Genomic DNA, 26,888 nt, shown 5'->3' on the forward strand with positions numbered 1-26,888 from the left:
TCAGCGCAGCCTCGGGTTGGCAAGAATGGCAACGATATCTGCAAGCGTGATCAGGGCGAGATAGCCGATGCAGAAGATGATGGCGCAGGATTGGATGAGCGGCAGGTCACGCGTCGAGACACCATCGACCATCAGCTTGGCAACACCCGGATAGTTGAAGATGGTCTCGACGATGATGACGCCGCCGACGAGATAGGAAAGCGACAGCGCGATCGCGTTGGCGATGGGGCCGACCGCGTTGGGCAGCGCATGGTAGAGCACCGCGCGCGGACGCGAAGCGCCTTTCAGAAGGGCTGCTTCCAAATAGGGCGTGTTGATCGTGTCGATGACGGCTGCGCGGGTCATGCGGATCATCTGTGCCGAGACGACGAAGGCAAGGGTGATGACCGGCATGGCATAGACTTTCAGCACCTGCCAGAAGGAGGTCACCTCGTTGGCGAAGGAAAGTGCGGGCAGCCACTTCAGATAGACGGAAAAGACGAGGACCGCAGACGTGGCGATCATGAATTCGGGCACGGAGATCACGCCGATCGTCAGGATCGTGACGATGCGGTCATAGATGGAGCCGCGGAACATGGCCGAGGTAATGCCGAGCGTCAGGGCAACGGGTACGGCGATCAGCGTCGTGATGCCGGCAAGGCGCATCGTGTTGACGAAACGTCCGCCGATCAGATCCGCCACCGCGACATTGTTGACGTAGGACGTGCCGAGATCGCCCCGGGCCAAGCCGGCGAGCCAGCGGAAGAAACGGAACACGGCAGGTTCGTCGAGATGCATGGCGGCGCGAAGACCTGCCACCGCTTCGGGTGTGGCCGCCTGACCGAGCAGGATGCTGGCGGTATCGCCGGGCAGCATGGCCGTTGCGAAGAAGACTGCGAACGAAACGATCAGCAGTGTCAGGCCTGCAATGAGAAGCCGGTGCGCAATGAGATTGAGTACGAATGTCCTCAAGATCGGCTCCCTGGTTTTGAGAAGTTCCAACTGCCGGCAGGCGCCCGTCTGGAGCGGAATATGCCGGAACATGCGGCACGAACGGCAGGAGACGGATGTCTCCTGCCATCATGCATGAGCCTCAGGCGTCGATCCAGACGTATTCGGCAAAGGCGTAGCCCATCATGCCGCCAAGCGGGTTGGCCTCGAGGCCCTTCAGCTTTTCGGTGATGGCATCGACATTCGAGATGTAGACCGGAATGATGGTGCCGGCTTCTTCTGCGACCATGACCTGCATCTGGCCGTAGATTTCCTTGCGCTTGGCTTCATCGAGAAGGCCGCGTGCTTCGACCAGCATGCTGTCGAACTTTTCGGACTTGTACTGGCTTTCGTTCCACGGCGCGTTGGACGCGTAGAGAAGCGAGAACAGGATATCCGGTGTCGGACGCGGATTGATGTTGCCGAAATGGATCGGCGCCTTCAGCCAGTAGTTCGACCAGTAGCCGTCGTTCGGAACGCGCTGGACGTCGAGGTTCATGCCGATTTCGGCAGCCGATTGCTGCACGATGGTCGCCATTTCGACGGCAGAGGTGGCGGCGTCGGAGGTGATGATCGGGATCTTCTGGCCGAGCACGCCGGCTTTTTCGAAGTGGAACTTCGCCTTGTCCGGATCGAAGGCCTTCGGCTTGAGTTCCGCATTGTGATAGACGCTTGCCGGCGAGATCGGCTGGTCGTTGGCGATGTCGGCCAGGCCACGCAGAACCGACTTCTGGATCTGTTCGCGATTGGTGATGTACTTCATGCCCTTGACGAAGTCGGCCTTGTCGCCCGGCGTCATGTCAAGGCGGATATTGAGGTCGGTATAGTTACCGGATGTGGTCTTGGAGAGGACGAAGCCGGGCTGGCTTTCGACCAGGCGCATGGAGCGCGGTTTAATCGAGGCGGCAAGATGGATGTCGCCGGAAAGAAGCGCGTTCACGCGGGCATTGTCGTCCGAAATAGCGAAGAATTCGAACGAGTCCACATGAGCGCCGCCCGACTTGAAGTAGTTCGGGTTCTTGGCGAAGATCGACTTAACGCCCGGTTCGAAAGTCTCGAGCTTGAAGGCGCCGGTGCCGATGCCCTTGGAGAAATCGGTCGTGCCGTCCTGGACGATCATGAAATGGTGCTGCGACAGGATCGTCGGAAGGTCGGCATTGGGGTTGGCGAGCACGATCTCGACCGTTGTCGGGTCGACCGCCTTGACGTCGGTGATCTGCTTGGCGATCGCGTTGACCTTGGAGCCGACGGCCGGATCAAGGTGACGCTTGAGGGAGAAGACGACGTCGGCGGAGGTCAGCGACTTGCCGTCATGGAAGGTAACGCCCGAGCGTAGCTTGACGGTCCAGGTCTTGGCATCTGCGCTTTCGACCTTCTCGGCCAGTTCCATCTGCACGAGGCCGGCCTGATCGAGGAAGGTGAGGCGGTTGTAAAGTGCGCAGCAGCGGACGTAATCGGTGGAAAGGGAGGCTTTTGCCGGGTCGAGCGTATCGGCTGTCGAGGACGACCAGCCGGCCGCCTTGAGGTTGCCGCCGCTCTTCGGGGTCGCAGCGATGGCATCGGATGCCCGGCCGAGGATCATGCCTCCGGCGGACATTGCGACGCCGCCTGCAAGCATCATGCTGAGCAGTTCGCGCCGTGTGGCTCCGCGGCGAATGGCATTCTCGACCATTGCGTCGTCTGACGCGGTCCAATTGGTGATCCTGTTATGCATGTCATTCCCCTTTTCACCGTTGGCGGACGGCCGGTCTTCAGCCGGCTTGGCCCGATGTTACGAAGATCGTCGATGGTCAGTTCTCGTTGGCAACCCTCACGGCTTCGGCCAGTTCGGCCATCGAAGTGAAGTGGTAGTCAGGCTTGGTGAATTCGGCAGGCTCGATCGTGCCGCCATAACCTTTCTGGGCATGCCGGCGCTGGATCCAGCAATTGGTCATGCCGAGCTGACGGGAGATGCCGATGTCATGATATTGGCTCTGGGCGACGTGAAGGATGTTATCCTTGCTTGCGCCCTCTGAGGAGACGAAGTCGAAGACCTGATGGAAGAAGGCCGGATCGGGTTTCTCTGTGCCGGTATCATCGGCTGTGAAGGCGGCGTGGAAGGGATTGCCGAGTTCCTTGGAGAAAAACTCGAATGCCCAGCGACGCGCATTGGTCATCGCGATCAGGCGATAATGTTGCTTCAAGTCGGCCAGCGCCTTTACGCTGTCCGGGAAGGCCTTCCAGGTCTTTGCAGAATCGCGCAGGCGTTCGCCATAGGCCTTTTCGGCGGGCAGGCCGAGTTTCGGCGCGATCAGGAGATAAACGCGAACAAGATCATCCGGGAAAAGGTCTGTCGAATCCGAGTAACGGGCTGCGCGGTACAGTGCCAGCGCTTCCTCGCCATCGACTTCAACACCGTTCTCGGTACCGATTTCCTTGAGGCAGGAGGTCAGCCCGTCTTCAAAATCGATCAGCGTGCCAACGACGTCGAAGGACAGATATTTGAATGTTGTCAGAGATTTCGTCACGTTAGCATCCCGTTTTCTGGGCAATTGGCGCGCTGTGCAGCCGAGTGCCAAAGATTATGCTGTTCCGTGCCCTGTTGTTTTGCCCCTTCCTTTGCAGGTTTTATGGGGTTTTGGGCCTTTGTTAGATTGAAGTTTGACAGTTCGGCCCCGCCATTTTCTCCGAATTGGCGGGGTAGTGCGGCAGAAAATTCTGAAATTTGCCGGTTGGCGGTATAAGGCCCGGTACGTGATCCGGGCTCAATCCTTCAAGGCGCGGCGGACATCGGGATCTTCAAGCGTCTGATCGAGGGTCTTTGCCGTACGCTCGATGATCGCATCGATCTCGTCATCCGTGCAGCAAAGAGGCGGAGCATAACCGAGAACGCCATTGGCAAACGCGCGGATCACAAGGCCATTATCCCAGGCGCGGTCGAAGACCCGCCGTGCCGGAGCCGCTTCAGCGGGAAGCGGGGTTTTGGCGACCTTGTCGGTCACGAGTTCGACGGCGGCCAGCATGCCGCGTCCGCGAACATCCCCGACCAGAGGATGATCCCTGAGGCCTTCGAGGCCGGCCATCAGCCGTGCGCCGGCTTTGACGCCGTTTTCCAGCAGGCCGCCTTCTTCGTAGAGTTTCAGGACTTCGAGACCGACTGCCGCACTGACCGGATGGGCCGAATACGTGTAGCCGTGGCCGACTGCCGAGGCACCCGCGCCATCGGCGATCACCTGATAGACGTGGTCTGCCATGAACACGGCGCCCATGGGAACATATCCGGATGTCAGGCCCTTGGCGGTCGTCATGAAATCGGGGACGATCTCATCCTCGGTGCAGGCAAAGAGCGGTCCGGTGCGACCGAAGCCGGTGATGACTTCGTCGGCGACGAACAGGATGCCGTATTCCTTGCAGAGATTGCGCATTGCCTTCAGCCAGCCCTTGGGCGGTACGATGACACCGCCGGAGCCCTGGATCGGCTCGGCATAGAATGCCGCAACCCGGTCCGGACCGATCGTCTCGATCTTGTCCTTCAACTGGGCAAGCGAGGCATCGATGATCGCCTGAGGATCCTGGCCGACAGGATTGCGGTAGGGATAGGGCGACGGGATTTTGTGCTGCCATTCGAAGGGAATTCCGAAGCCCGTGTGGAAATTGGCAAGCGCGGTCAGGCCTGCGCCGACCGTCGAGGAGCCGTGATAGCCCTGTTCGATGGAGATGAACTGGTCACGCTGCGGCTGACCCCTGGCAATCCAGTAGTAGCGGATGAAGCGGATTGTGCTGTCGACGGCATCCGAACCGCCAAGCGTGAAATAGATATGCTTGAGATCGCCGGGCGCGCGATCGGCCAGTTCCGCTGCGAGGCGGATGGGGGCTTCTGAACCCAGTCCGAAATAGGCTGTCGCATAGGGCAGCTCACGCATCTGGCGCGCCGCGGCTTCGACGATCGAGTCATGTCCGTAACCGGCATTGACGCACCAGAGCCCGGCAAAACCGTCGATCAGCTGATGACCGCGGGCATCCGTGACGGTTGCGCCCTTGGCAGATGCAAGCACCCGCACGCCCTGCTGTTCATGGCCGCGATAGGATGCGACCGGATGGACCAGATGGGCGCGATCAAGTTCGATGAGCGAATTACTGAGCATGATGTTCTCCGGATCAGCCAAGGGCCTGATTGGCAAGGGCAAAGGTTGTCGCCGTAGAGGCGGCGGATTGAATGGAAAGAGGCCGCGACATGGCGATGCCGCCGCCGACATGGGAAAGAGCGTGCTCCGAAAGCCAGGGAGCGAGGCCGGCAGCAGCGATGGTATCGACACGAACGAAACTGCCGATCCGCTGGGCCAGGAAATGAGACACGAGTGATTGCGCGTCCTTAAGATTGCCGGCGACCACGGGTCCGATGACCTCGCCGCGACCGAAGGCACGAATGCAGGCAAAGCCGGTGATTTCACTGCCAGCGCGGATGACGGCGAACTCGCCGATCTCGAAAAGCCTGCGCATGAGCGCCGTGCGGTCTGCGCCAAAGGCCTGTCTGTCGAGTGCCGTTATCGCGGGCAGGTCATCAGCTGTTGCGGCCTGCGTATTGACCGAAGATCGTGCCGAGGCGACAATCCCCTGGTGCTGGAGGATCGTGCCGGTCTGTCGAAATCCGAGCTTTTCATAAAGAGGAAGTCCGTCGCTGGTGGCGATCAGGCGAAGAGGCCGTGCGCCGCCGATCGCCAGGGCAGCATCCATCAGCCGGCGACCGAGGCCGCGGCCACGCATGGCGGCATCGACGATGACCATATTGATCGTCGCACAATCCGAACCATAGGGCGTGACGAGAGCGGTGCCCACCACGTTGCCGTTCTCTTCTGTCGCAACCACGCCCTCGCTCAATTGCTGGGCGACCTGCCAGTCTTCCGGACGGTGTGGCCAGCCGGCCTCCCGCGAGAGACGAACGGCTGCCTCAAGGTGTTCGGCGGCAAAGGCCTTGATCTCGATGTCACCCATCTGCATGGACGATGCTCCCTTTTCTGCATTCGAGTTTCGGGGGGAATAGGCCGGACGATTATCCGAAGGCGGTGGCTGTAACGATATCTTCCGCCAAAGCGGCGGCTCGTTGCCGCATCTTATGCCGCGGCTTGATCTTGCCGCCGCGTTTCAGGGCTGTTTTGGCCGGGCCTCAGGCCGGGTTTCTGCAACCAAATGCCAAAGCGAAGGCAGGATACGGAACTTTCTGCTTCGAAAGAGGGGAAATCAGTCGGCAGACGCGCGGGAAGCAGTTCTATTATCGATCATCACCCGATAGGCCAGCCAGGCCTTCCCAAAGGCCCCATGCAAGGATGAAGCGCATGACCACCTTCCGCCCGAAATACATCACCTTCGATTGCCATGGTACTCTGATCAACTTCCAGATGGCTGAAGCGGCGCGCGACCTTTATGGCGACCGTCTCGATGAGCCGGCGATGCTGGAGTTCATCAAGAATTTTGCAGGCTATCGCTTCGATGAGATCATGGGAGCCTGGAAGCCCTATGCCGAGGTTGTCTACAATTCGCTGGAACGGTCCTGCAAGCGTAACGGCGTGACCTTCACGGACGAAGATGCCAAGATGGTCTATGAGCGCGTTCCGACCTGGGGGCCGCATGCGGATGTGCCGGCAGGGCTTGCCAAGGTTGCCAAGGAAATTCCGCTGGTCATTCTCTCCAACGCCATGAACGACCAGATTCCTTCCAACGTCGCCAAGCTCGGTGCTCCATTTCATGCCGTTTATACGGCCGAGCAGGCCAATGCCTACAAGCCGCGCTTCCAGGCTTTCGAATACATGTTCGACATGCTCGGCTGCGGCCCGGAAGACATCCTTCATTGCTCGTCGTCCTTCCGCTACGATCTGATGTCGGCCCATGATCTCGGCATCAAGAACAAGGTCTGGGTCAATCGTCGCCATGAGCCGGCCAACCCCTATTACGGATATACGGAAATCGCCGATATCTCCGGTCTGGCCGGCGTTGTCGGACTTTAGGAGGGGCCGAGGCTGATGAAATACGTCTCTTATTGGCATGATACGGCATCCCGCTTTGCGGGAGCCGTTCAGGGACCTGTCGAGGGTCATTACGACGTTGCCGTCATCGGCGGAGGATTTACAGGCCTTGGCGCTGCGCGGCAGCTTGCGATGGCAGGCGCCAAGGTCGTCGTACTCGAGCGAGACACCGTCGGTTTCGGTGCTTCGGGACGCAATGGCGGCCATCTGAACAATGGCCTGGCGCATAGTTACCTTGCCGCCAAGCAGGAACTGGGCAAGGAGCGGGCGATTGCGCTTTACAAGGCGCTCGACGATTCCATCGACACGCTCGAGGCAATCATTGCCGAGGAAGGCATCGACTGTAACTTTCGTCGTGCCGGCAAGTTGAAGCTCGCGTCCAAGCCGCAGCATTTCGCAGGACTGGCGAAGAACTTCGAGGCCGTGCATGCGGAGGTCGATCCGGATACGGCACTTCTGTCTCCCGCTGATCTGAAAAGTGAAGTCGGCTCACCCTTCCATGGCGCGATGCTGTCAAAGAAAAGCGCCATGATGCATATGGGGCGTTATGCCGTGGGCCTTGCCGAGGCAGCGACGCGACGTGGTGCAACGATCGTCGAAAATGCTTTGGTGACGGAGCATTCGCAGGCTGGTGGACGTCATATCCTGAAAACTGCAAAGGGTGTCGTGACGGCCGACAACGTGCTTGTGGCGACAGGCGCCTATACGACGCCAAATTTCGGCTATTTCCGCCGTCGCATCATGGCAGTCGGCAGTTTCATTATCGCGACACGGCCGCTCACCGATGCGGAAGTGGCTGCCACCATGCCCGGCAACCGCACCTGCGTGAACACGATGAATATCGGCAATTACTGGCGCCTTTCGCCGGATAACCGGCTGATCTTCGGGGGCAGGGCGCGATTTTCCGCCACATCCGACCAGCGTTCGGACGCCAAGAGCGGGGAAATTCTGCGCGAGAGCCTGGGCAGGATCTTTCCGCATCTGGCGAAGGTCGAGATCGACTATTGCTGGGGCGGCCTCGTCGATGTCACCAAGGATCGTTATCCGCGTGCCGGTTACCATGACGGTCTGTGGTATGCGATGGGCTATTCGGGCCATGGCGCGCAGCTTTCCACCCATCTCGGCATGACGATGGCTGACGCGATCCTCGGCAGACCGGACAGAAACCCGGTGAAGGATCTCGATTGGCCGGCCGTGCCCGGTCACTTCGGCAAGCCCTGGTTCCTGCCGTTTGTCGGCCTGTATTTCAAGATGCTCGACAAGATCCAGTAAGCCGTCGCCGGTTCCGTCAGCGGTCGTGAAAACAAAAAGAGTGGGGTTGCATGCAGCCCCACTCTTTTTCGTGACATCTTCAGGTCGGGCTCAGGCGAGCCCGCCCATATGGAAGGTCTTCACTTCCAGATATTCATCGATACCGAGCTGTGATCCCTCGCGACCGAGACCGGATTGCTTGACGCCGCCGAACGGGGCGACTTCCGTCGATATCGCGCCGGTATTCAGTCCGACCATGCCGAATTCGAGCGCTTCGCCGACCCGCCATGCCCGCTTTAGGCTTTCGGTGTAGAAATAGGCCGCCAGACCGAAGGGCGTGCCGTTGGCAATGGCGATCGCCTCGTCTTCCGTCTCGAAACGGAAGAGGGGAGCAATGGGGCCGAAGGTCTCTTCGTTTGCAAGCTGCATGTCCGTCGTTGCGCCGGTCAATACGATCGGAGCGGTATACTGCCCGCCTGCCGGCAGTTCAGGCTTGTCGGAGATGATCGTTGCGCCCTTGGCGAGCGCGTCCTCGACGTGGCGATTGATCTTGGCGATTGCGGCCTGGTTGATCATCGGGCCGATCGAAACGCCTCTCTCCGTGCCGGGGCCGACCTTCATGGTGTTGACCCGTGCCGTGAGCTTTTCGGCGAAACGCTCGTAGACGCCGGACTGTACCAGGATCCTGTTGGCGCAGACACAGGTCTGGCCGCCATTGCGGAATTTCGAGATGATCGCGCCTTCGACGGCAAGATCGAGATCGGCATCGTCGAACACGATGAAAGGCGCGTTGCCGCCGAGTTCCAGAGACAGGCGCTTGACGCTGTCGGCAGCACCCCGCATCAGGAGCGAGCCGACAGGGGTGGAACCGGTAAAGGAGATCTTGCGCACCGTCTGATTGGCCATGATCTCGTTGCCGATTTCCTTCGGCATACCGGTAACGATATTGACCACGCCGGCCGGAATTCCCGCCATTTCGGCAAGTACGCCCAGCGCCAGCGCCGAGTAGGGGGTGAATTCGGATGGTTTTACGACGACCGTGCAGCCGGCGGCGAGCGCCGGGGCGATCTTGCGGGTAATCATCGCATTCGGGAAATTCCACGGCGTGATGATGCCGCAGACACCGACGGCTTCCTTCAGGACGATGATGCGGCGATCCGGTGTCGGCGACGGGATGGTCTGGCCACCGATGCGGCGGGCTTCTTCCGCGAACCATTTGACGAAGGATGCGCCGTAGCGGATTTCGCCGCGGGCTTCATCGAGAGGTTTGCCCTGTTCGGTGGTGAGGATCAGCGCCAGATCCTCGATATGCTCGATCATCAGGCCATACCAGGCTTCGAGCAGCGCTGCGCGCTCGGCATGGGTTTTCTTCTTCCACGCCGGATAGGCCTTGTTGGCGGCCTCGATCGCCGCACGCGTCTCGTCACCGCCCATATCCGGAACAGTGCCGATGACCGTCTGGCTGGCCGGGTCGGTGACGTCGACCGTCTTGCCTGATTGGGCAGAGACCCATGTTCCGCCGATCAGGCCTTCCTGCCGAAACAGGGACGAGAGGTTCAAATTCTGCATTGGTCCGGTCCTCGGTAATGTTAGATCGCGGCAAGCAGCGCGCTGGTGATGGCGTCCGTCCGGTCCTTGCCGGGGACGGTACCGATGCCGCTTGCGGTGGTAGCCTCGATCGCCTTCATGATCGCGGCGGCGGCTTCCTTTTCTCCCAGATGGTCGAGCATCATGGCGCCGGACCAGACCGTGGCGATCGGATTGGCGATGCCGAGATGGGCGATATCGGGAGCGGAGCCGTGTACCGGTTCGAACATCGACGGGGCGTTGCGCTCGGGATTGATATTGGCGGAAGCGGCGAAACCGAGCCCGCCCTGGATGGCCGCGCCAAGATCGGTCAGGATATCGCCGAACAGGTTGGAGGCAACCACGACATCGAGGCTTTCAGGCGCCATGACCATGCGCGCCGCCATGGCGTCGATATGATAACTGGTGACCTCGACATCCGGATATTCGGCGGAAAGCTCTCTCGTCACGTCGTCCCAGAACACCATCGAATATTTCTGGGCGTTCGATTTGGTGACGGATGCAAGCTTGCCGCGACGGCTGCGTGCCTGTTCGAAGGCAAAACGAAGGATACGCTCCACGCCCTTGCGGGTGAAGATCGAGGTCTCGACGGCGACTTCGTCGGAACTGCCCTGATGGATGCGTCCGCCGGCGCCCGAATATTCACCCTCGGTATTTTCGCGGATGCAGAGGATATCGAATTGCGTCGCCTTGAGCGGGCCTTCCACGCCCGGCAGCAGGCGATGCGGGCGGATATTGGCATATTGCACGAAGCTCTTGCGGATCGGCAGAAGCAGCCCGTGCAGTGAAACCGAATCCGGAACCTCCGCCGGCCAGCCGACAGCACCGAGCAGAATGGCGTCGAAGCCGCGCAGGATCTCGATGCCATTGGCCGGCATCATCGCACCGGTCTCCTTGTAGAAGGCGCAGGACCAGGGGAACTCGGTACCCTTCAGGCCAAAACCGTGCTTGCCGGCGGCCTTTTGCAGCACCGACCATGCGGCTGCGGTCATGTCGCGGCCGATACCGTCGCCGGGGATCAGGGCTATCGTGTGTGTCTTCATGTTCTTCATCCTCAGAGACTGATCAGGACGCTCTTGCTTTTACGGTTGGCCTGGAATGCTTCCCGGCCGAGATCCTTGCCGATACCCGACTGCTTGTAGCCGCCTGTCGGCAAAATGTGGTCGCGCGAACGACCGTAGCGATTGACCCAGATCGTGCCGGCCTGCAGGCGGCGGGTGAGCCGGATTGCGCGCGAAAGATCGCTGGTGAAGAGGCCGGCGGCCAGCCCGTAGCTCGGGTGGTCGGCAAGCGCCATGGCTTCTTCCTCGTGCTCGAATGTCTGTATGGTCAACACAGGCCCAAAGATTTCCTCGACCACCGCCGGAGACCTCTGGTCTATGCTGGTCAGAAGCGTTGGCGCGTAGAAATAACCGGGCACATCCATGGAGCTTCCGCCCGTCAGGCGTTCCGCGCCGGCTGCGACGGAGGCCGTGACGATGTCATCAATGCGCTGGCGCTGCCTGTCGGAGATGATCGGCGAATACTGGCTTGCCGCATCCCAGGTCGGGCCCGGAACAATGGTCTTCATCCGTTTCAGGATGGCTTCGATAAGCGCAGCGGAGGCGCTCTTTTCGACGATCAGCCGGGATCCTGCAACACAGGCCTGTCCGGCATTGCTGGTGATGCTTGCCGTCACCGCTGCTGCCGCCTTTTCGATATCTGCATCGGCGAAGACGATCTGCGGGCTCTTGCCGCCAAGCTCCAGGGTCATAGGCTTGATGCCGGTGCGGGCGATATTCTCCATGATCGCGGAGCCTGCGCGCGTCGAGCCGGTAAAACTCACCTTGGCGATGTCGGGGTGCCCGGTAATGGCGTTGCCGGTGGTCATTCCGTCGCCGAGAACGATATTGATCAGGCCCGCCGGTATGCCGGCCCGCACTGCCAGTTCGGCAAGATAGAGCGTTGAGAAGGGTGTCATCTCGGACGGCTTGAGGACGACGGCATTGCCGGCGGCAAGTGCCGGACCGAGTTTCCACGCCGCCATGTTGATCGGGAAATTCCATGGGGTGATGGCACCGACCACCCCATAGGGTTCCGTCATGATCATGCCGAGATTGCCGTCGTCGGTCGGCGCCAGATCGCCACCTTCCTTGTCGGCGAATTCGGCGAAGAAGCGGATCTGCTCTGCGGAGACCGCGATATCGCCCGAGACCAGCTGGCCGACCGGGCGGGTGGAGGATACCGCCTCCAGCCGGGCCAGCGTTTCCGCCTCCTGCTCGATGAGATCGGCCCAGCGATGCAGGAGGTTCAGTCGCTCGCGTGGACGCAGTCCGCCCCAATTGCTTGTCTTCAATGCCGATTTTGCGGTCTGGACCGCCTGATCGACGAGATCGGCGTCGGCAACCGGGCAGCCGGCATAGTTCTTCCCGTCGGATGGCCGTTGCATCGGGATCATGCCCTCGGCCGCGACAAGCCGGTCGCCGATAAAATGCCCCACGGGCAAGGTCAGGCTATCGGGATCGAAACTCAGGCTCATCGTGATGCCTCCGGTTACGTGACGACGGTACCGTCGTTTGCGCAATGCTTGTTCATGGGGTCTCGGCAGATGGCCGATACGGCGCGGCTTGATAGCCAAGTCGCGCCGCCTGCAATCGTATCAGGGCGTGACCGTGATGTAGATCTTGCGAACTGTTTCGATCGTCTTCCAGACACCGACGAAACCGGGCTTCATGACAAAGCTGTCGCCGGCCTTGTAGACGACCGGCTCGCCATCCTTGGGGGTGATTTCGACGACGCCGGAAATGATGTGGCAGAACTCGAAGGTCTCGCCCTTGATCGAATGGGTGAGGCCCGGGGTCGCTTCCCAGACACCGGTATGGATCAGCTCGCCATGTGCTTCATCCTGCGCCCATGTCTTGAACTGCGGGTCGCCGGAAATCAGCCTTTCGGGCGTGGGGCGGCCTTCACGCGGGGCAAAGGACGGGTTGGTTTCGATGGTCTTGAGGAGCGACATGGTTGTCCTTTCGATGTCGAGGTTTCAATAACCGCGCTGCCTGTCGACGAGTCCGACCGGATCCAGTCCGGCGCGAAGCCTCTTGATATTGTCGATCACGGCACGCGCGGCCGTATGGGGTTGGGTGATGCTGGCGATATGCGGGGTGAGCAGAATTTTCTCATGCCGCCAGAATGGGTGACCGCCGGAGAGCGGTTCCGGGTCCGTCACGTCGATCACGGCTGCGGAAAGCTGGCCGTCATCAAGGGCCAGGAGCAATGCGTCATGATCGAGCTGAGGGCCGCGTCCGACATGTACGAGGCCTGCGCCCTTGGGCATCGCGTTGAAGATGTCTGCATTCAGGAAACCGCGTGTCTCATCGGTCAGGGGAAGCAGACAGATGAGAATGTTGGTTTCGGACAACATGGTCTTGAGACCATCTACGCCGCTGTAGCAGCGAACTCCATCGATGTTGCGCTCCGACCTGTTCCAGCCGGCAAGAGGAAAGCCAAAGGGCTTCAGGCGTTCAAGCACGGCCTGGCCGAGATTGCCGAGGCCGAGGACGCCGATACGGCGATCGCCGGCCTGAGGCTGCGGCAATACCTTCCACGCTTCGGCCTGCTGCTGCTGCAGATAGGCGGGAAGGTTGCGGTGAAGCGCGAGCACGCCGAGCACCACATATTCCTGCATCATCCGCACGATGCCTTCTTCGACCATTCGCACGATCTTCACATGCTCTGGCACCGAAGCCGTGCTGAACTGGTCTATGCCGGCGCCGGTGGAAAACAGCACTTCGAGATTGCGGTAACGCGCAAGGTTCTCCGGAACCGTCCAGGTGATGAGGTAACGAACGGCGTCGGGATCGACGGTCGATGGATCCATGGAATAAGGCAGGTCGGGAAGGTCCCGGGCAAAGGCGTCCCGGAAAATCTGGCCGCGCACGGCGTCTGAGTGGAAAAGGAAGGTCATGATGCTGTTCCCATCTCAAGTTTGCCGGCAGCATATCTGGCCGAGCGTCTCGATCATCGTCTGGCAAGCAGCCAGTTCGCTCGTCAGGATGAATTCGTTCGGCTTATGGGCACGGGCGATGTCCCCCGGCCCGCAGACGATCGCATCGATGCCCGCCTGCTGATAGAGACCCGCCTCCGTGCCATAGCTGACCGCGGCGAGCGGTTCGATACTGGTCAGGTCTTCAAGAAGGGCCGCGAGCGGTGACGAGGAGGCAAGCAGAAGGGCAGGGTAGGCGCTGAGCAATTGCCAGTCGACTTCGAAACCTCTGACGGTGAGCGCTGCGGCGGCCGTTCGCACGGGAGCAAGCAGCGCCTGCGGTTCGGCGGACGAGATGGCTCTTGCCTCTATCTCGAGCGAGCAGTGGTCCGGAATGACGTTGACGGCCTGGCCACCGCGGATCGTTCCGACGGAAATGGAGGAATAGGGAGGCTCGAATTCCCTTTCGAACGGACCGTTTGTCAGCTCCGCTGCCGCAGCGACGGAGGCCTGCAATACATCGGTCATCGCATGGATTGCATTGAGGCCGAGATCGGGCCTCGAGGAATGTCCCGTTCGCCCCGTGATCGTAACCTTCGCTGCAGCCTTTCCCTTGTGCGCAAGGATTGCCCGCATGCCGCTCGGTTCTCCGATGATGGCGCCGAGAGGGGGCATGCACAGGTCCGGCAACCGGGCAAGCAGATGCGGCACACCCCGGCAACCGGCCTCCTCGTCATAGGAGAAGGCAATATGGATCGGGCGTGTAAGGGGGGCAGCGACCAGCGCGGGAACGGCTGCCAGAACAGCTGCCAGAAAACCTTTCATGTCGCTGGTGCCGCGGCCATACAGCTTTTCGCCATCGGCTCTCAATGTGAAAGGATCGCTGCTCCATCCATCCTCGACGGCCGGCACCACATCCATGTGACCTGATAGAATATAGCCGGACCTGTCGGCCGGGCCGATCGTCACGAAAAGATTGGCGCGGTCACCCTCGGGTCCTGCCAGCACATGCGACTTGATGCCGAACGAGGAGAGATAGGCCGCAATCCACTCAACGATATCGTTGTTGGGCGTGCCGACGACGGAAGGGAAACCAACCAGTTTTTCCAGGATCTCGTAGGTGCGCATCGATCTTGCCGTCATGCCCAGTTGTTATGTGCCGTAATGGCGGCATCTCCCCGATTTGAAGACCAAGGTTAGTCGTCGGGAAAAGGGATGGCTGCTGAAAGTCGAAGGGATACGGTGCAATCTTGTGCCGAAACTCATCTTCGCAGTGAAATGTTTCGCCGGGTGCAGGCTAATATAATCACTGGGAGTGATGGGCTTTTTACCGGGCCTGCAAGAAAGTCCTGTCGCGGCTGGGTGAAGGATGAATACGAAGATACCACAGACATTGCATGTCGATGCGTTCGAGATGCGTACGGCCGACATCGCGGATGTCGAGCTTTCACAACTTCAGGCATTGTCGATTTCCGTCGGATGGCCGCATCGGGCGCCCGATTGGCAGCACGCACGCGATGTCGGCCACGGCTTCGTCGCGCTTGACGAGATCGGACGAATATCCGCGTCCACCATGTGGTTTCCTCATGGAGATCAGTTTGCCACTTTCGGCATGCTGATTACTGCCCCTCGACTGCAGGCGAACGGCGCTGCGAGATGGCTGATGGAACGTGTGCTTGCGGATTGTTCCGGCCGGCATATCCGTCTCAACTCGACCCGTGAGGCACGCCGCCTTTACGTCTCGTTCGGCTTTCGCCCGCAACGGACTATATTTCAATGTCAGGGCGAGGCCATTGCGCCGTCGGAAACTGCCGCAATCGCCGACGGACTGATGCTCAGGCGCTTGGATCGCGCCGATATCGAAGCCGTGATTGCGCTCGATACGCCCGCCTTCGGTGCGGAGCGACGGGTTCATCTCATCCGTCTGCTTGAAAGCTCGATCTGCTACGGTCTTTACGACGGCGACCGGTTGCTTGCCTATTCGATGAGACGGCGGTTCGGGCGCGGGCATGTGATCGGCCCGGTCGTCGCGTCCTGCGATGCGGACGCCATCGCCGTGACACGTCCGCATATCATTGCGCATGTCGGGAGTTTCCTGCGGATCGACCTTCGTTTCGAGGCCGGCGACTTTGCGAATTTCGTCCAGCAGTCCGGCATGTCCGTCTATGATACGGTCAAGACGATGGTGACGTCCGAGGCTGCGAGTTATGGCGAAAGCGACGGCGGCCGGCCGATCGTTTATGGGCTGGCTTCGCAATCCTTCGGCTGAAGATGCGGGTTAGCGGCACTACCCGATGGAAGCACTCGGACCGGCGTTACCGCTGGTCCCAGCGGTAACGCATCTCGTAATAGAGAACGGCGAGGGGCAGAAACCAGGGCTTGCCGTAATAGAGATGACGGCTGCGGAAGGGCAGATCTTCGTAGGTACTCGGTTTATCTTCGATCCCCAGCATGCGCTGGGCAATCTTGTGGCCGAACCAGCTGGCACGCGCGATACCGGTCCCGTTGAACCACAGGCGTAATCAACGCCTTCATGCTGACCGAGATGCGGCAGCTTGTCGAAGGTGAAACCGGTCTGGCCGTGCCAGTAGTGGGAAATCCCTGCATCTGCCAGTTCGGGGAAAACCTGCAGCATCTGTTTGCGCAGATGCGCCGCATTCGTTTCAACCACGTCTTCACCGGTAACTTTGAGCACGCGGCCGCCAAAAACGATGCGCGTGCCGTCCGGCGATGGCCGGAAATAGGTGACGACACGCTGGCTTCCGGCAAGCATCCGCCGCTTCGGCATCAACCGGCTCATGACGGCGGACGGCAGAGGTTCGGTTGCTATGATTGCACTGCGGATCGGGATGATACGGCGCTGCAGAAAAGGATAGAGCGAGCCGTTATAACCGTTCGTAGCGAGCAGAACCTGCTTTGCCTGGATCTGCTTCCTGCCCGCCGATACCCGGAAACCTGCTGCTTGCCGTTCGATTGCCGTCACGCGTATGCCGCCAATGATGGTCACGCCAGCCCGTTCGGCAGCCTGTGCCAGACCTGCAACATATCGCGCCGGGTGCAGCCCGGCATAGCCGGGAATGGCGAGACCTCCGTGATAGAAGTCGGTGCCGATCTCGCCATGTTGTTCCGCACGTGGCACGAGATGGGCATCACAGGGCATGACCTTGCGGATGCGCTCCAGCTGCGCGCCTATCGCATCGTAGGCTCGCGGCGTAACGGCGCCGCGGAATAGTACACTAATTATGTAGATAATATTGACCGCAGCAACGTTCTGGCCGAGCATCCGGTATTGTGATGAACCGGATCTCAAGGTGTTTCATGATCGCGAGCAGCCTTCCTTTATTTGGGTTTGACCTCATTGCGTTTTCGGCCCGTCCTCGGTTGTTGCAGGATCTGGCCGTACGGTCAGAGCGGCAAGCCCGCATCGATCTCAATCGGGCTGATGACGAGAAGCCGTCGCCAGAAGACCGGCATCCCGAGAGCTTCTATTGGGGAATTCATCTGCCTTATTGAACCGGATAGCGGTTCAATCGCGTTGCTGTGTACGAGTCTTGTTTTGTGTCGGTGGCCTGTAACCGTTGCGGATGATCGAAAAGGGATGACACGCATGACGTCGACTTTGCCTGCTCTGGAGCACGGACACGCACCAATCACCCTGCAATATCTCTTTCGCGATGCCCTTCACGAGTTTGAAGACTGGGACGCTTATGTCCCGGAGCCAGAGGTGGCTTTCGGTCAACATGCCGTTCGAATATCGGAAGTTTTCGAGGCTCTTAAAGGGTGCTCGGACATTGTCCCCGCCAGCATTGCCGGGGGCGTCGCCGACAGGCTTTCGAAGCCATGGGAAGGGGAAGGTCCTCTGGACGAGATGGAGTTTTCGACCACAGCGCGGGTGATGAGCATTCTCGTCCGTAAAAGACTATTGGCGGAACAACGATCCGAATTGCCCGGATCAATCAAAAACCACTGAACCGCCTTGCAGGCTCGTTCAGTCGATGAGGAGGGTGCAAGCCCGGGACCATTCGGCATGCGCGGAATGCTCGCAAGCAGGGCGTGCGTATAATTATGGCTGGGATTTGCAAAGACAGTACGGGTTTTCCTTGGGAAGCTGACCTCAGTCGTGACGATGATCATCGACTTCTCGCTTTTTGTCCGGCTGGACCAGACGATCGTCAGCCGTGCAAGGTCGATGTCGATTGCCCCGAATGCGGCCTCCAGCGGCACGATACCGATGCCGTTCATTGCAAGGCTTGTGGCTAGCTTCGCAACATCCTCGATGAGGGCCATTGAGTCGTTGAAGAGCCGACATCACAACGGCGTTAGACCTGTGTTATAGCCGTTGCAGGATTCGAACGAGAGGTCTCGACACGTGGCAACGCTGGAGGATGTGGCGGAACTGGCCGGCTGCTCGCTTGCTACAGCAAGCCGGGCGCTGACGCTGAAAGGATCGATCAGCGACGCAATGCTGCGCAAGGTACGCCGCGCGGCTGCCGAACTCGGCTATCGCCATGCTGTGCCCGGCGGCAAGTCGGGCCGCAGGCTGGTAGTCGGCATCCTGATCCCCAGCATCACCAACCCGGTTTTTTCGTCGTCTCTGTCGAGCATCGAGAACCGCATGCTGATGGCGGGACATGGTGTTCTGATCGCCCAGTCGAACTATGACCCCGCCCGTGAACTGAATGCGGTTGCAGCCCTTCTGAACGAAAAGCCGACGGGGTTGATCCTCACGCTTTGCGGCGCGGAAAAGAGCGGTGTTCTTGACCTGCCGCTACCGCCAACTGTGCTTTTGCACAATCGGCCGACCCCGCATTTCCCTTCCGCCGTGACAGTCGACAATTTCAGGGCGGGGCATGAACTCACCGCTTATCTAAGGGAACTTGGCCATCGTCGTATCCTCTTCCTCTCCGGAAGCTTTTCGACCTCGGACCGAGCCAAGCTGCGTTATGACGGTTATGCCAGCGCAATGCGGGGTACCGGCATAGACCCACTGCCAGCCATGCAGATATCCTTCGTCGGTGACTACGACCTCCTCGACCTGAGTGCAACAATCGCGGACCGGAAGCCGACGGCGATCATCGCCTCAAACGATCTTTTGGCCTTCGGCGTCATTGGCGCACTGCGCCGCGAAGGCCTCTCGGTTCCAGGTGACATATCCGTGGCGGGTTTTGACGGCATATCGCTCGGCCGGATGATGGATCCGCCACTGACTACGATCGAGATGCCGGATGCAAGTATGGGCGCAGCTGCCGCCTCCCTGCTTCTTGACATCGCCGAAAACGCTGCTCCGCCCAGGCACCTGGAAATGGCCTACACGCTGAGACGCGGCGGCAGTGTCCGGGCGATCTGAAGACAAAAAAAGACCGCCGGACCTTTCGATCCGGCGGCAATTAATCTGCTACACGTTCGGGGTTAGCTGCGCGGCAGCAGACGCTTCACTTCTTTCGCAGCGTCTTCCAGAGCCTCGTCCGGCGTGGCCGACTGTTCGACAACGCGGGCAGTATTGTCGACGATCGTCTGGGTGACGCGAACGCCGTTGGAACCCGGGAAGGCGTACCACGGGATCATCCGCGGCATCTGCTTCAGGCCGGCCTGGAACAGCGGGTTTTCCTTGTAGAAGTTGCCGAGATATTCGGGCGACTTGGCGGCAAGTTCGTTGTTCGGAACATAACCGGTGCCCGGAACAACAACCGAGGCGCCATAAGGGCCGGCGGCGAACTTGGCGAACTTCCAGGCTGCTTCCTGCTTGGCCTCGTCCTTGGTCAGGATGACGACAGCGTTGCCGCCCGTCGGCAGCTTGCCGTTTTCCGCGTCGAGCAGCGGAATTTCAGCCGTGCGCAGGTCGAACTTGTCGCCGACATTCTTGATCGTGTTCCGCAGCGCGCCGGTGGTCTGGAATGCAAAGCCGACCTTGCCCGCAACGAAGGCCTGCTCGCCGGCAGCCTTGGTGAAGACCGGCATGCCGGCTTCCTTGACGAGGCGATCAACGATCTTCATCGCCTTCTGGCCCTGTTTGCCGTTGAACGTGACCTTGCTTTCGTCTTCCGACAGCATCGTGCCGCCTGCGCCGAACAGAAGCGCCGAGAACATCCAGTCGTCGCCCTGCCAGCGGAAGTCGACCGATTCCACGCCGTTGCCGAGCGCCTTGATCTTGGCGCCGAGTGCAATGACTTCGTCCCAGGTCTTCGGCGGCTGATCCGGGTTGCCGCCTGCAGCCTTCACCAGATCGGCATTGTAGTACATGATCGGGTTCGAGGTTGCGAAGGCGAGACCGACCTGCTTGCCATTGACCTGCGCAAGCTTGAGGATCGTTTCGGAGAAGCCCTGCTCGGCCATCGTCGCCTTGTCCTTGGCGATCATCGGGGCCATGTCGACCGGGATGCCACGCTCGTCGGCCATGCGCAGACGGTTGAGGCCGATAAAGGTCAGGTCAGGCATTTCGGCCGTACCGGCCTGGCGCATGATCGTCTGGATGCCTTCTTCATAGGTCGCGGAAGGATTGGCGAACTGGATCTTGATATCCGGGTTCTCTTCCATGAACTTCTTCGAGATCGTGTCCATCACGTCCTTGAAGAAGCCCGGCATCGGGTAATGCACGTTTAGCGTGGTTTCGGCATGCGCCGGCAGCGCGATCGTCACGACGACGCCTGCTGCGGCAAGGATTTTGGTGAAGTGCTTCATCGCATGGCTCCTGCGTTGAACAATTGGGTTTATGCTCGGGAGGTATGGCGACCGGGGGTACGGGGGTTCAGCCCTTGAGACCGGTCATGGTGATCCCTTCGACGAAACGCTTCTGGGCAATCAGAAAGGCACCGACGAGTGGGGAAGTGATGATCAGTGTTGCCGCCATCAGCGCGCCGTAGTCGTCTCCCGCTTCCGCGGCGCGGAAATAGAGAAGACCGAGCGGCGGCGTGGCATAGGCCTGGTTCGAGACGACGATCAGCGGCCAGTAGAGGTCGTTCCAGTGGGCCACGACCGAGAAGATCGAAAACGCGGTGATCGCCGGCCAGGCATTCGGCACGATGACCCGGGCAATCACCCCGATCTCGCTCATGCCGTCGAGGCGCGCGGCGTGGATCAGGTCATCCGGCATGGCGCGGAAGAACTGCAGGAACAGGAAGATGCCGAAGACCGAGATCGAGAAAGGAGCGACCAGCGCGGCATAGCTGTTGAGCGCGCCGATCCGGTCGAAACCGACATAGAGCGGCAAGGCCGTTGCATGGATCGGCACCAGAAGACCGAGCATGACCAGCACCATCATCGCCTTGGCCGCACGAAACTTGAGCTTCGCCATGGCGTAGGCGCAGGGGATGGCGATTACCACCTGGATGACGAGGATCATCAGGCAGACGATCACGCCGTTGAACAGCAGCGTCGGCATATGTACGCGTGACCAGGCCTTGGTGAAATTCTCCACGTAGAACCAGTGCTGCGGGATGAGGTTGAGCGACGAGGTGAAGATGTCGCTCTGCGCCTTGCCGGCAGTCGAGATCATGAAGATGTAAGGCGCCAGGAAAACGACGGCACCGAGGCTGAGGATGGAGAGCCGGACGACGCGGCCGAAGTTGAAACCGTTCGGGCTCATGAGTAGTGCACCTGCTTGTCCTGGACTCGGTATTGGAAGAACATCAGCACGACGAGGATGGCGAGGAAGACCACGGTCAGCGCCGAGGCGTAACCGACGCGCAGATAGACGAAACCTTCCTGGTAGATTGTGTAGAGCAGCACTTCCGACGCCTTGTTGGGGCCGCCTTCGGTGAGCGTCTTGACCGTCTCGAACACCTTGACCGAGTTGATGATGCTGATCGTCGTGACGAACAGCGTCGTCGGTCCGAGCATCGGCCAGGTGACCAGCCGGAACCGGTCCCAGGAGGATTTGGCGCCGTCGATTTCGGCCGCCGCATAAAGCTCCCGTGGGATGGCGGTGAGGCCAGCGAGGAACAGCACGAGGTTGAAGCCGACCGACTGCCAGACGCCGATGATCGACAGGCTGTAGAGAACCATGCCGGCCGAGCCGAGCCAGTTCGGACCGGAAACCCCGATCATGGCGAGCATCGTATTGATCGGCCCGATCGTCGGATGAAAGAGATATTGCCAGACGGTCGCCATGGCAACGAGCAGCGAGGCGACAGGCAGGAAATAGGCGGTGCGGAAGAACGACCGGCCAATGCCTTCGGCCTCGATCAGCATCGCCAGGCCCAGCGCCATGAAGATCGACACCGGCGTGACGATCGCCGCATAGACGATCGTGTTCCCCAGCGACTTCTGGAAGGTGCGGTCGCCGAAGGCTTCGACATAGTTTTCGAAACCGACGAATTCGAACCCCGAATAACCGAGCTCGAAATTGGTGAAGCCGAGGAAGATCACGGCTGCGACAGGCAGGATGATGAACAGGAAGACCAGCACGATGGCAGGCAGGGAAAGCATGATCCCCGCACGCGCTTCATGACGTTCGGCAACCGAGCGCCTTGCCTTCGCGGTAACCGGAATTGCTCCGATCGGGCTTGCGGCCATATCAGCCATGCACCGCCTCCCTGATTGCGTTTTCGGCAAGCGGAGCGGAAGCCAGACGGGTGCCATCGGCACCGAATACGAAGATATGCTCAGCAGATGCCGACAGACGCACCGGCGCGCCGGAGGCAAGCCCTGCACCCTCGGCCGGTGTGACCTTGGCGATCATCGTTTCGCCTATCCCGTCGAGGCGGCAATAGACGATGATTTCCGAACCGAGGAACTCGATGCGATCGACATGGGCCGGAAGACCCGCCTCGCCGGAACGCGATACCTGCACGAATTCCGGCCGAATGCCGAGCGTGACCTGGCTGTCGGCCGGCAGGCTGCGATCGGCGAGCACGCAACGCTCGGCGCCGAGCGCAATGATGCCGTTCTCTTCCACCTGCGAGGCGATGAGGTTGATACGCGGCTGGCCGACGAATTTCGCCACCTCGATATGCTGCGGATCGTCGTAGATGACCTGCGGCGGCGCGAGCTGCAGCAATGAACCGCCGATCATCACCGCCACGCGATCCGCCATCGACAACGCTTCCGCCTGGTCATGGGTGACATAGACGGTCGGCACGCCGGCGCGGCGATGCAATTCGACGATCTCGCCGCGCGCATGGACGCGCAGATTGGCGTCGAGGTTGGACAGCGGCTCGTCCATCAGGAACACGGCCGGACGGCGCACCATGGCGCGGGCCAGTGCCACGCGCTGGCGCTGGCCGCCGGACATCTGGCCCGGCTTGCGGTCGAGAAGCTGGTCGATCTTCAAGGATGCCGCCATCTCGCGCACGTCGCGATGGATATCGGCGACAGCCTTGCGATGTCCCGGCATCAGCGGCACGACGAACGGGATGCGCTGCGTCCGCGTCAGCCGGCGCATGACCAGCGGCACGGCAATATTCTGCGCCGCCGTCAGATGCGGATAGAGCGCGTAGGACTGGAACACCATCGCGATATTGCGGTCGGCAGCCTGGACCTGGCTCACCTCGCGCCCCTCGATGACGATATCGCCGCTATCGGCAGTCTCGAGACCGGCGAGGATGCGCAGAAGCGTGCTCTTGCCGCAGCCCGACGGGCCGACCAGCGCGATGAACTCGCCCGGCTGCGCATCGAGGCTGACACCCTTGAGGATCTGGTTGCCGCCGAAGGATTTCTGGATGTTGGTGAGGGTAAGCGCGCTCATTCCGCGGCCTCCTCGCTCACCCAGCGATGCGACTTCGCCGCCGGACCGCCCTTGGGCGCAGATTGCGGGTAAACTTCGTGGATGACGTCATCGATGTAATGGGCCGTCGTACCCGGCACTGCGACGATCTCGCTCGTCACCTCGTCGCCGAACTCATGCACGACCGCGCCGATCAGTCGCTCGCCCGGCATTTCGCGCTCCAGCGTATCGATGATAAAGGCGGCCGAAGGTCCCCAGACGATCGACGTGTTTTTGAACTTGCCCGTCCAGGCCCAATGCAGGTGGCCGCTGGCGAAAAGCGGCACGTCATGTTCGGCCATCAGGTCGAAGAAACGCTGGCGCTGGGCGGGGCGGAAACCCCAGTACCCCGTATCGCCTTCCTGCGGCTCGTCGACAAACAGCGGCTTGTGGGAAAACAGCGCCAGCCGGCATCCGTTACGCTCTTCAAATGCGGTCCGCAGCCATTCGAACTGCGCCTCTTCTTCTTCCTCGTGACCGACAAGAAGCGCATTGAGCCCAACGAAACGCCAGCCGTTCGCATCCTCGATGAAGCGATCGCTTCCTGCGAGATCACGCCAGCGCTTCAGGCGCTCGGCATTGACGGGCTGGTGCGAGCCCGGCAGATGGCCGACATCGTGATTGCCGGGAACGATCAGCATCGGCGCCGTCGCCTGACGCATCAAATCCATCGAGAAGGTAATGTCATGGTCCTTGTCGGCGCCATCGACGGAAAGGTCGCCGGTATGGATGATAAGGTCGGCCTTCTGGTCTTCGATCCAGGTCAGAAGTGGTTCCCAGTTGCCGTTGAAATGAGGCTTCTCCGGGCTGAAATGGGTGTCGGTGATCTGGATGACTTTCATGGTCGGCACTCCGGCTGTCTCGGGGCGAGCCGCATTCCGGCCCGCTGTGTTGCGAGCCTCTTAGTGCCTGCTTGTGTCAGGCCCGTAACAAGCCTTTCCACCTGCTTTTCATTTTAGTCATAAAAGCTTCACGGCGGCGCAACGCCCGGTGGAAGGGCTTGCTGGTGACGATTTTCTGAATGACGGAGTAACGCGCTTTCTGTGTCGTATATCGACTGTGCCACGACACGAACTGTCGCTAATCTTCCTCCGACATTCAGGAGACGGTATTGGCAGAATTTCCAACAAAGGCAAAAGTGGTCATCATCAGGTTGATTGCCCCTCCTGAAGAAACATACGGCCTTTCGATGCGGCCCGCCGGAATCGTGAAAGATCTTGATATTCACGCCGACCGTGTGGCGAAAGTCGTTGGTGGCAGCGATTGATCTCTCCCGCATTGATGACGAAGGCGGCTGTAGATCAAGGCGGGTTTGAGATCGTGCCTTAGACCTAATCACCGGATCTACTCTTCAGCCCTGAAAGCGCGTACTAGAAGTTCAGCCCGGCAAAGATCTGCCACCGCGGTACGCCACCACCTGTCGCTATGACACTGTATTGCGGTTCCACATAGGCGTCGATCGACAAAGAAGTAGTAAGAGCCCAGTGTTTTCCGACGCCAAGCCCAATCGGCGTGTAGTAGTCGCGGTTTTTGAAATCCATCGATCAGGCGCCAGTAGATTGAAGATAAAATACGTTACTGAGATTGAAGAACAGGAACGGTTGGATGGTCGCGGTGCTGACGTCAGGTCGTGCTCCGTTGCCCGCAAATGACCGCTGATAGGTCCCGAGCCTCCCGAACAGGCCCAGTCTTGAGGAGCAGTGAAGGCCGCTGCAGCGCCTGCCTGCCACTTGCCAGCACCCGTATCGCTCCTCCTCAGCGGTGGTGCCACCAGCAATGGTCCAAGCCCCCAGCCGAAGGGCTCCGTCTGCATGACGAGGATATCGAACAACGTAAGATCGCCGATCCCTTTTGTTAATGCCCCATCGACATCAGGTCGTCCCACGAGCGAAACGCTTGTGCGGAGCAGATTTCCGGCACCTCCGATCTCGAAGGGCGTCAACGCACGCAAGATGGTTACATTGGCGTGACGGTCGGTAAGACCTTCAAGCTTCGGGATATAGTAGTTTTGGAGGTTGACGACGAATAATGGGTCAAGCGGATTGTTTGAACTGTTCACGCTCTCCGTCTCGGTCTTACCGGAACCCGGAGGCTGCTGCGCGTGGGACGTCGGCGCGCTCGCCAGAAGTGCATCCGCTACAATCAATATGTTGAGACCGAAGATGCCTAAAGCATTCCAAACACCCATGATTTGCCCCTGAAGTTTGCCGAAATGCACATCCGTCGTTGAAAGATGCTCACGCGCCGATCTCGTTCTGCATTCACCGGGAAACTGTCATTCGCGCGGTGAGGACGTCCGTCGCCTTCTCGTTTTCGGCGACGCGGGTGGCAAGGGGATGATCAGCCGCATGGCAGGGATAAAGGCAAAGTCATAGAAGACTTCCATGCCCTTTTCATCCTTGACGTCGCCTACACCGCCGGTCAGCGTTTTGATGCTGTTTTTAAGGTCGGGGCTGATCGCGTTGTAATAGATGCCCGCGCCGAAGCTGTCATAAGGGCCGCGCCTCCAACAGTCCATGAGCAAAGACACCAGCGCTGGCGTAGCGGTTGCCCGAGAGCCTCCGGCCGCATGCCGTTGATCAATACGTCAGAGTCATGCAGAAGCTTGGCGAATTTTGCCTTGCCATATCCACTCTTGATATCGAGGAGAATGTTCTTTTTGCCCCAGCTGATATCCATCCATAGTGGGTAAACCCAATCGTCGATCGGCGGCTGAACTTTGATCACCTCGGCCCCCTGTTCTGCCAGTAGCCGATCTTCTACCCGAAGCGTTGCCCAAGCGAATGCTTGCCTATCGCCAGGCTTTCGAACATCACCTCATTCTGAAAATTCCGGGAGATATGGCCGGCGAGGTGGAACAGTCGCTGAACCGGAATGTAGGGCCTGATTCCTGGTTTCTGTGTGATGCGGAGGAAGGCAAAAAGGCGATGCTGCATAGGTTCGCTGCAGCGGGCGCCGCCATCCGCTACGCTGCGGTTCACGGACTGCAGCGCGAGAATGTTCTTGCGCTCGACATCGCGTTGCGCCGCAACGATGCCGAATGGTTCGAGCAGCTACCTGCAGAAATCGACCAGCATGTCGAAAAGAAGCTCTATTACGGACATTTCCTCTGCCACGTCCTACATCAGGATTACATCGTCAAGCCAGGAACGGACGTCAAACGGCTGAAGGAGATGATGCTGGAGCGTCTCGATGCGCGCGGTGCGGAATATCCTGCCGAGCATAATGTCGGGCATATCTACCGCGCCAAGCCGGCACTGGCGGAGCATTACAGGTCGCTCGATCCGACCAACAGTTTCAATCCGGGTATCGGGAAAACTTCTCGGAACCGATTTTACCGGGAGACCTGCCAATGCGGCAATGACATGCAGTCTTCGGCTGAAAAGACGATGGTGTGCAATTGACGGGGTGCGCGACTAAT

General features: G+C 60.0%; 28 protein-coding genes and 1 pseudogene. 9 read left to right on the plus strand and 20 right to left on the minus strand.

Annotation, left to right across the window (positions count from 1 at the left end; translation table 11 throughout):
- From HNQ72_RS15685 to HNQ72_RS15705, 5 genes are all read right to left on the minus strand, one after another.
- The gene (locus HNQ72_RS15685) at positions 1-951 is read right to left on the minus strand and encodes an ABC transporter permease (protein WP_183993195.1); all 951 of its coding nucleotides are present in this window, start codon (positions 949-951) and stop codon (positions 1-3) included.
- Positions 952-1,072: 121 nt separating this feature from the next.
- The gene (locus tag HNQ72_RS15690; protein ID WP_183993196.1) at positions 1,073-2,683 is read right to left on the minus strand and encodes an ABC transporter substrate-binding protein; all 1,611 of its coding nucleotides are present in this window, start codon (positions 2,681-2,683) and stop codon (positions 1,073-1,075) included.
- 76 nt (positions 2,684-2,759) lie between these two features.
- On the minus strand, positions 2,760-3,476 hold the full coding sequence (locus HNQ72_RS15695; RefSeq protein ID WP_183993197.1) for an HAD-IA family hydrolase: 717 nt from the start codon (positions 3,474-3,476) through the stop codon (positions 2,760-2,762).
- A gap of 237 nt (positions 3,477-3,713) precedes the next feature.
- A complete protein-coding gene (locus HNQ72_RS15700) occupies positions 3,714-5,093 on the minus strand; it encodes an aspartate aminotransferase family protein (RefSeq protein ID WP_183993198.1) in 1,380 nt (459 codons plus the stop codon).
- 13 nt (positions 5,094-5,106) lie between these two features.
- Positions 5,107-5,946, minus strand: a complete 840-nt coding sequence (locus HNQ72_RS15705) for a GNAT family N-acetyltransferase (protein ID WP_183993199.1) — start codon at positions 5,944-5,946, stop codon at positions 5,107-5,109.
- A 335-nt stretch (positions 5,947-6,281) separates the two neighbouring features.
- On the opposite strand from HNQ72_RS15705, the gene HNQ72_RS15710 reads away from it, so the two are divergent.
- Both HNQ72_RS15710 and HNQ72_RS15715 read left to right on the plus strand, forming a co-directional pair.
- A complete protein-coding gene (locus HNQ72_RS15710; RefSeq protein ID WP_183993200.1) occupies positions 6,282-6,950 on the plus strand; it encodes a haloacid dehalogenase type II in 669 nt (222 codons plus the stop codon).
- 15 nt (positions 6,951-6,965) lie between these two features.
- Entirely contained in the window at positions 6,966-8,240 is a 1,275-nt protein-coding gene (locus HNQ72_RS15715; protein WP_183993201.1) for an NAD(P)/FAD-dependent oxidoreductase, read from the plus strand.
- A gap of 90 nt (positions 8,241-8,330) precedes the next feature.
- Here the strand turns inward: HNQ72_RS15715 and HNQ72_RS15720 are convergent, their stop codons facing one another.
- From HNQ72_RS15720 to argE, 6 genes are all read right to left on the minus strand, one after another.
- A complete protein-coding gene (locus HNQ72_RS15720; RefSeq protein ID WP_183993202.1) occupies positions 8,331-9,788 on the minus strand; it encodes an NAD-dependent succinate-semialdehyde dehydrogenase in 1,458 nt (485 codons plus the stop codon).
- A 20-nt stretch (positions 9,789-9,808) separates the two neighbouring features.
- Positions 9,809-10,849 (minus strand): tartrate dehydrogenase, encoded by a 1,041-nt coding sequence (locus HNQ72_RS15725; RefSeq protein WP_183993203.1) that lies wholly within the window; start codon positions 10,847-10,849, stop codon positions 9,809-9,811.
- An 11-nt stretch (positions 10,850-10,860) separates the two neighbouring features.
- On the minus strand, positions 10,861-12,324 hold the full coding sequence (locus HNQ72_RS15730; protein WP_183993204.1) for an aldehyde dehydrogenase family protein: 1,464 nt from the start codon (positions 12,322-12,324) through the stop codon (positions 10,861-10,863).
- A gap of 120 nt (positions 12,325-12,444) precedes the next feature.
- The gene (locus HNQ72_RS15735; RefSeq protein WP_183993205.1) at positions 12,445-12,801 is read right to left on the minus strand and encodes a cupin domain-containing protein; all 357 of its coding nucleotides are present in this window, start codon (positions 12,799-12,801) and stop codon (positions 12,445-12,447) included.
- A gap of 24 nt (positions 12,802-12,825) precedes the next feature.
- Complete coding sequence (locus HNQ72_RS15740) at positions 12,826-13,749, minus strand: 2-hydroxyacid dehydrogenase (protein WP_183993206.1); 924 nt, start codon at positions 13,747-13,749, stop codon at positions 12,826-12,828.
- A 15-nt stretch (positions 13,750-13,764) separates the two neighbouring features.
- Entirely contained in the window at positions 13,765-14,895 is a 1,131-nt protein-coding gene (argE, locus tag HNQ72_RS15745) for an acetylornithine deacetylase (RefSeq protein ID WP_183993702.1), read from the minus strand.
- A gap of 241 nt (positions 14,896-15,136) precedes the next feature.
- Between argE and HNQ72_RS15750 the strand changes: the two genes are divergently transcribed.
- A complete protein-coding gene (locus HNQ72_RS15750; RefSeq protein WP_183993207.1) occupies positions 15,137-16,036 on the plus strand; it encodes a GNAT family N-acetyltransferase in 900 nt (299 codons plus the stop codon).
- An 18-nt stretch (positions 16,037-16,054) separates the two neighbouring features.
- Here the strand turns inward: HNQ72_RS15750 and HNQ72_RS15755 are convergent, their stop codons facing one another.
- Positions 16,055-17,077 carry an NAD(P)/FAD-dependent oxidoreductase gene (locus tag HNQ72_RS15755; RefSeq protein ID WP_183993208.1) on the minus strand — a complete coding sequence of 341 codons (1,023 nt, stop codon included), beginning with the start codon at positions 17,075-17,077 and terminating at the stop codon, positions 16,055-16,057.
- 8 nt (positions 17,078-17,085) lie between these two features.
- On the opposite strand from HNQ72_RS15755, the gene HNQ72_RS30385 reads away from it, so the two are divergent.
- The 4 genes and pseudogenes from HNQ72_RS30385 to HNQ72_RS15765 all read left to right on the plus strand — a co-directional run bounded on the left by HNQ72_RS30385 (position 17,086) and on the right by HNQ72_RS15765 (position 19,114).
- Complete coding sequence (locus HNQ72_RS30385) at positions 17,086-17,280, plus strand: hypothetical protein (protein ID WP_188868353.1); 195 nt, start codon at positions 17,086-17,088, stop codon at positions 17,278-17,280.
- Positions 17,281-17,374: 94 nt separating this feature from the next.
- Positions 17,375-17,737, plus strand: coding sequence for a BRA0787 family protein (locus HNQ72_RS15760; protein ID WP_183993209.1), 363 nt, complete (start codon positions 17,375-17,377; stop codon positions 17,735-17,737).
- Positions 17,738-17,866: 129 nt separating this feature from the next.
- Positions 17,867-18,027 (plus strand): annotated as a pseudogene (locus HNQ72_RS30530) (ion transporter); the annotation flags it as partial.
- Positions 18,028-18,136: 109 nt separating this feature from the next.
- A complete protein-coding gene (locus HNQ72_RS15765) occupies positions 18,137-19,114 on the plus strand; it encodes a LacI family DNA-binding transcriptional regulator (RefSeq protein WP_183993210.1) in 978 nt (325 codons plus the stop codon).
- Positions 19,115-19,176: 62 nt separating this feature from the next.
- Here HNQ72_RS15765 and HNQ72_RS15770 read toward each other — a convergent pair whose 3' ends face one another.
- From HNQ72_RS15770 to HNQ72_RS15790, 5 genes are all read right to left on the minus strand, one after another.
- On the minus strand, positions 19,177-20,445 hold the full coding sequence (locus HNQ72_RS15770) for an ABC transporter substrate-binding protein (protein WP_183993211.1): 1,269 nt from the start codon (positions 20,443-20,445) through the stop codon (positions 19,177-19,179).
- 67 nt (positions 20,446-20,512) lie between these two features.
- The gene (locus HNQ72_RS15775; RefSeq protein WP_183993212.1) at positions 20,513-21,349 is read right to left on the minus strand and encodes a carbohydrate ABC transporter permease; all 837 of its coding nucleotides are present in this window, start codon (positions 21,347-21,349) and stop codon (positions 20,513-20,515) included.
- Positions 21,346-22,278: a carbohydrate ABC transporter permease gene (locus HNQ72_RS15780; RefSeq protein ID WP_183993704.1), complete on the minus strand. Its 933-nt coding sequence runs from the start codon at positions 22,276-22,278 to the stop codon at positions 21,346-21,348. The genes HNQ72_RS15775 and HNQ72_RS15780 overlap by 4 nt, the downstream gene beginning before the upstream one ends.
- Before the next feature lies 1 nt (position 22,279).
- On the minus strand, positions 22,280-23,449 hold the full coding sequence (locus tag HNQ72_RS15785) for an ABC transporter ATP-binding protein (RefSeq protein WP_183993213.1): 1,170 nt from the start codon (positions 23,447-23,449) through the stop codon (positions 22,280-22,282).
- Positions 23,446-24,309 carry a metallophosphoesterase family protein gene (locus HNQ72_RS15790; protein ID WP_183993214.1) on the minus strand — a complete coding sequence of 288 codons (864 nt, stop codon included), beginning with the start codon at positions 24,307-24,309 and terminating at the stop codon, positions 23,446-23,448. Before HNQ72_RS15790 ends, HNQ72_RS15785 begins: the two co-directional genes overlap by 4 nt.
- 269 nt (positions 24,310-24,578) lie before the next feature.
- On the opposite strand from HNQ72_RS15790, the gene HNQ72_RS15795 reads away from it, so the two are divergent.
- Complete coding sequence (locus tag HNQ72_RS15795; protein WP_183993215.1) at positions 24,579-24,734, plus strand: hypothetical protein; 156 nt, start codon at positions 24,579-24,581, stop codon at positions 24,732-24,734.
- Between the two features lie 156 nt (positions 24,735-24,890).
- On the opposite strand, the gene HNQ72_RS15800 is transcribed toward HNQ72_RS15795, so the two are convergent.
- The 3 genes from HNQ72_RS15800 to HNQ72_RS31255 form a co-directional block, all read right to left on the minus strand.
- Positions 24,891-25,655, minus strand: coding sequence for a hypothetical protein (locus tag HNQ72_RS15800; RefSeq protein WP_183993216.1), 765 nt, complete (start codon positions 25,653-25,655; stop codon positions 24,891-24,893).
- An 87-nt stretch (positions 25,656-25,742) separates the two neighbouring features.
- Complete coding sequence (locus tag HNQ72_RS15805; RefSeq protein ID WP_183993749.1) at positions 25,743-25,985, minus strand: hypothetical protein; 243 nt, start codon at positions 25,983-25,985, stop codon at positions 25,743-25,745.
- On the minus strand, positions 25,889-26,194 hold the full coding sequence (locus HNQ72_RS31255) for a CoA transferase (RefSeq protein ID WP_183993217.1): 306 nt from the start codon (positions 26,192-26,194) through the stop codon (positions 25,889-25,891). Before HNQ72_RS31255 ends, HNQ72_RS15805 begins: the two co-directional genes overlap by 97 nt.
- 14 nt (positions 26,195-26,208) lie before the next feature.
- Between HNQ72_RS31255 and HNQ72_RS15815 the strand changes: the two genes are divergently transcribed.
- Positions 26,209-26,871, plus strand: coding sequence for a hypothetical protein (locus HNQ72_RS15815; RefSeq protein ID WP_280518283.1), 663 nt, complete (start codon positions 26,209-26,211; stop codon positions 26,869-26,871).
- Positions 26,872-26,888 lie beyond the last annotated feature (17 nt).

It is taken from the genome of Aliirhizobium wenxiniae, assembly GCF_014201355.1.
Taxonomy (GTDB): domain Bacteria; phylum Pseudomonadota; class Alphaproteobacteria; order Rhizobiales; family Rhizobiaceae; genus Neorhizobium; species Neorhizobium wenxiniae.

Excerpts from the sequence above, each read along its gene's own strand:
- HNQ72_RS15690 (WP_183993196.1), bottom strand. The coding sequence starts at position 2,683 with ATGCATAACAGGATCACCAATTGGACCGCGTCAGACGACGCAATGGTC.
- HNQ72_RS15720 (WP_183993202.1), bottom strand. The coding sequence starts at position 9,788 with ATGCAGAATTTGAACCTCTCGTCCCTGTTTCGGCAGGAAGGCCTGATC.
- HNQ72_RS15725 (WP_183993203.1), bottom strand. The coding sequence starts at position 10,849 with ATGAAGACACACACGATAGCCCTGATCCCCGGCGACGGTATCGGCCGC.
- HNQ72_RS15780 (WP_183993704.1), bottom strand. The coding sequence starts at position 22,278 with ATGGCCGCAAGCCCGATCGGAGCAATTCCGGTTACCGCGAAGGCAAGG.
- HNQ72_RS15740 (WP_183993206.1), bottom strand. The coding sequence starts at position 13,749 with ATGACCTTCCTTTTCCACTCAGACGCCGTGCGCGGCCAGATTTTCCGG.
- HNQ72_RS15770 (WP_183993211.1), bottom strand. The coding sequence starts at position 20,445 with ATGAAGCACTTCACCAAAATCCTTGCCGCAGCAGGCGTCGTCGTGACG.
- HNQ72_RS15715 (WP_183993201.1), top strand. The coding sequence starts at position 6,966 with ATGAAATACGTCTCTTATTGGCATGATACGGCATCCCGCTTTGCGGGA.
- HNQ72_RS15700 (WP_183993198.1), bottom strand. The coding sequence starts at position 5,093 with ATGCTCAGTAATTCGCTCATCGAACTTGATCGCGCCCATCTGGTCCAT.
- HNQ72_RS15730 (WP_183993204.1), bottom strand. The coding sequence starts at position 12,324 with ATGAGCCTGAGTTTCGATCCCGATAGCCTGACCTTGCCCGTGGGGCAT.
- HNQ72_RS15800 (WP_183993216.1), bottom strand. The coding sequence starts at position 25,655 with ATGGGTGTTTGGAATGCTTTAGGCATCTTCGGTCTCAACATATTGATT.
- HNQ72_RS15790 (WP_183993214.1), bottom strand. The coding sequence starts at position 24,309 with ATGAAAGTCATCCAGATCACCGACACCCATTTCAGCCCGGAGAAGCCT.
- HNQ72_RS15775 (WP_183993212.1), bottom strand. The coding sequence starts at position 21,349 with ATGAGCCCGAACGGTTTCAACTTCGGCCGCGTCGTCCGGCTCTCCATC.
- HNQ72_RS15760 (WP_183993209.1), top strand. The coding sequence starts at position 17,375 with ATGACGTCGACTTTGCCTGCTCTGGAGCACGGACACGCACCAATCACC.
- HNQ72_RS15735 (WP_183993205.1), bottom strand. The coding sequence starts at position 12,801 with ATGTCGCTCCTCAAGACCATCGAAACCAACCCGTCCTTTGCCCCGCGT.
- HNQ72_RS30385 (WP_188868353.1), top strand. The coding sequence starts at position 17,086 with ATGATCGCGAGCAGCCTTCCTTTATTTGGGTTTGACCTCATTGCGTTT.
- HNQ72_RS15805 (WP_183993749.1), bottom strand. The coding sequence starts at position 25,985 with ATGGACTGTTGGAGGCGCGGCCCTTATGACAGCTTCGGCGCGGGCATC.
- HNQ72_RS15710 (WP_183993200.1), top strand. The coding sequence starts at position 6,282 with ATGACCACCTTCCGCCCGAAATACATCACCTTCGATTGCCATGGTACT.
- argE (WP_183993702.1), bottom strand. The coding sequence starts at position 14,895 with ATGCGCACCTACGAGATCCTGGAAAAACTGGTTGGTTTCCCTTCCGTC.
- HNQ72_RS15785 (WP_183993213.1), bottom strand. The coding sequence starts at position 23,449 with ATGAGCGCGCTTACCCTCACCAACATCCAGAAATCCTTCGGCGGCAAC.
- HNQ72_RS15705 (WP_183993199.1), bottom strand. The coding sequence starts at position 5,946 with ATGCAGATGGGTGACATCGAGATCAAGGCCTTTGCCGCCGAACACCTT.
- HNQ72_RS15750 (WP_183993207.1), top strand. The coding sequence starts at position 15,137 with ATGAATACGAAGATACCACAGACATTGCATGTCGATGCGTTCGAGATG.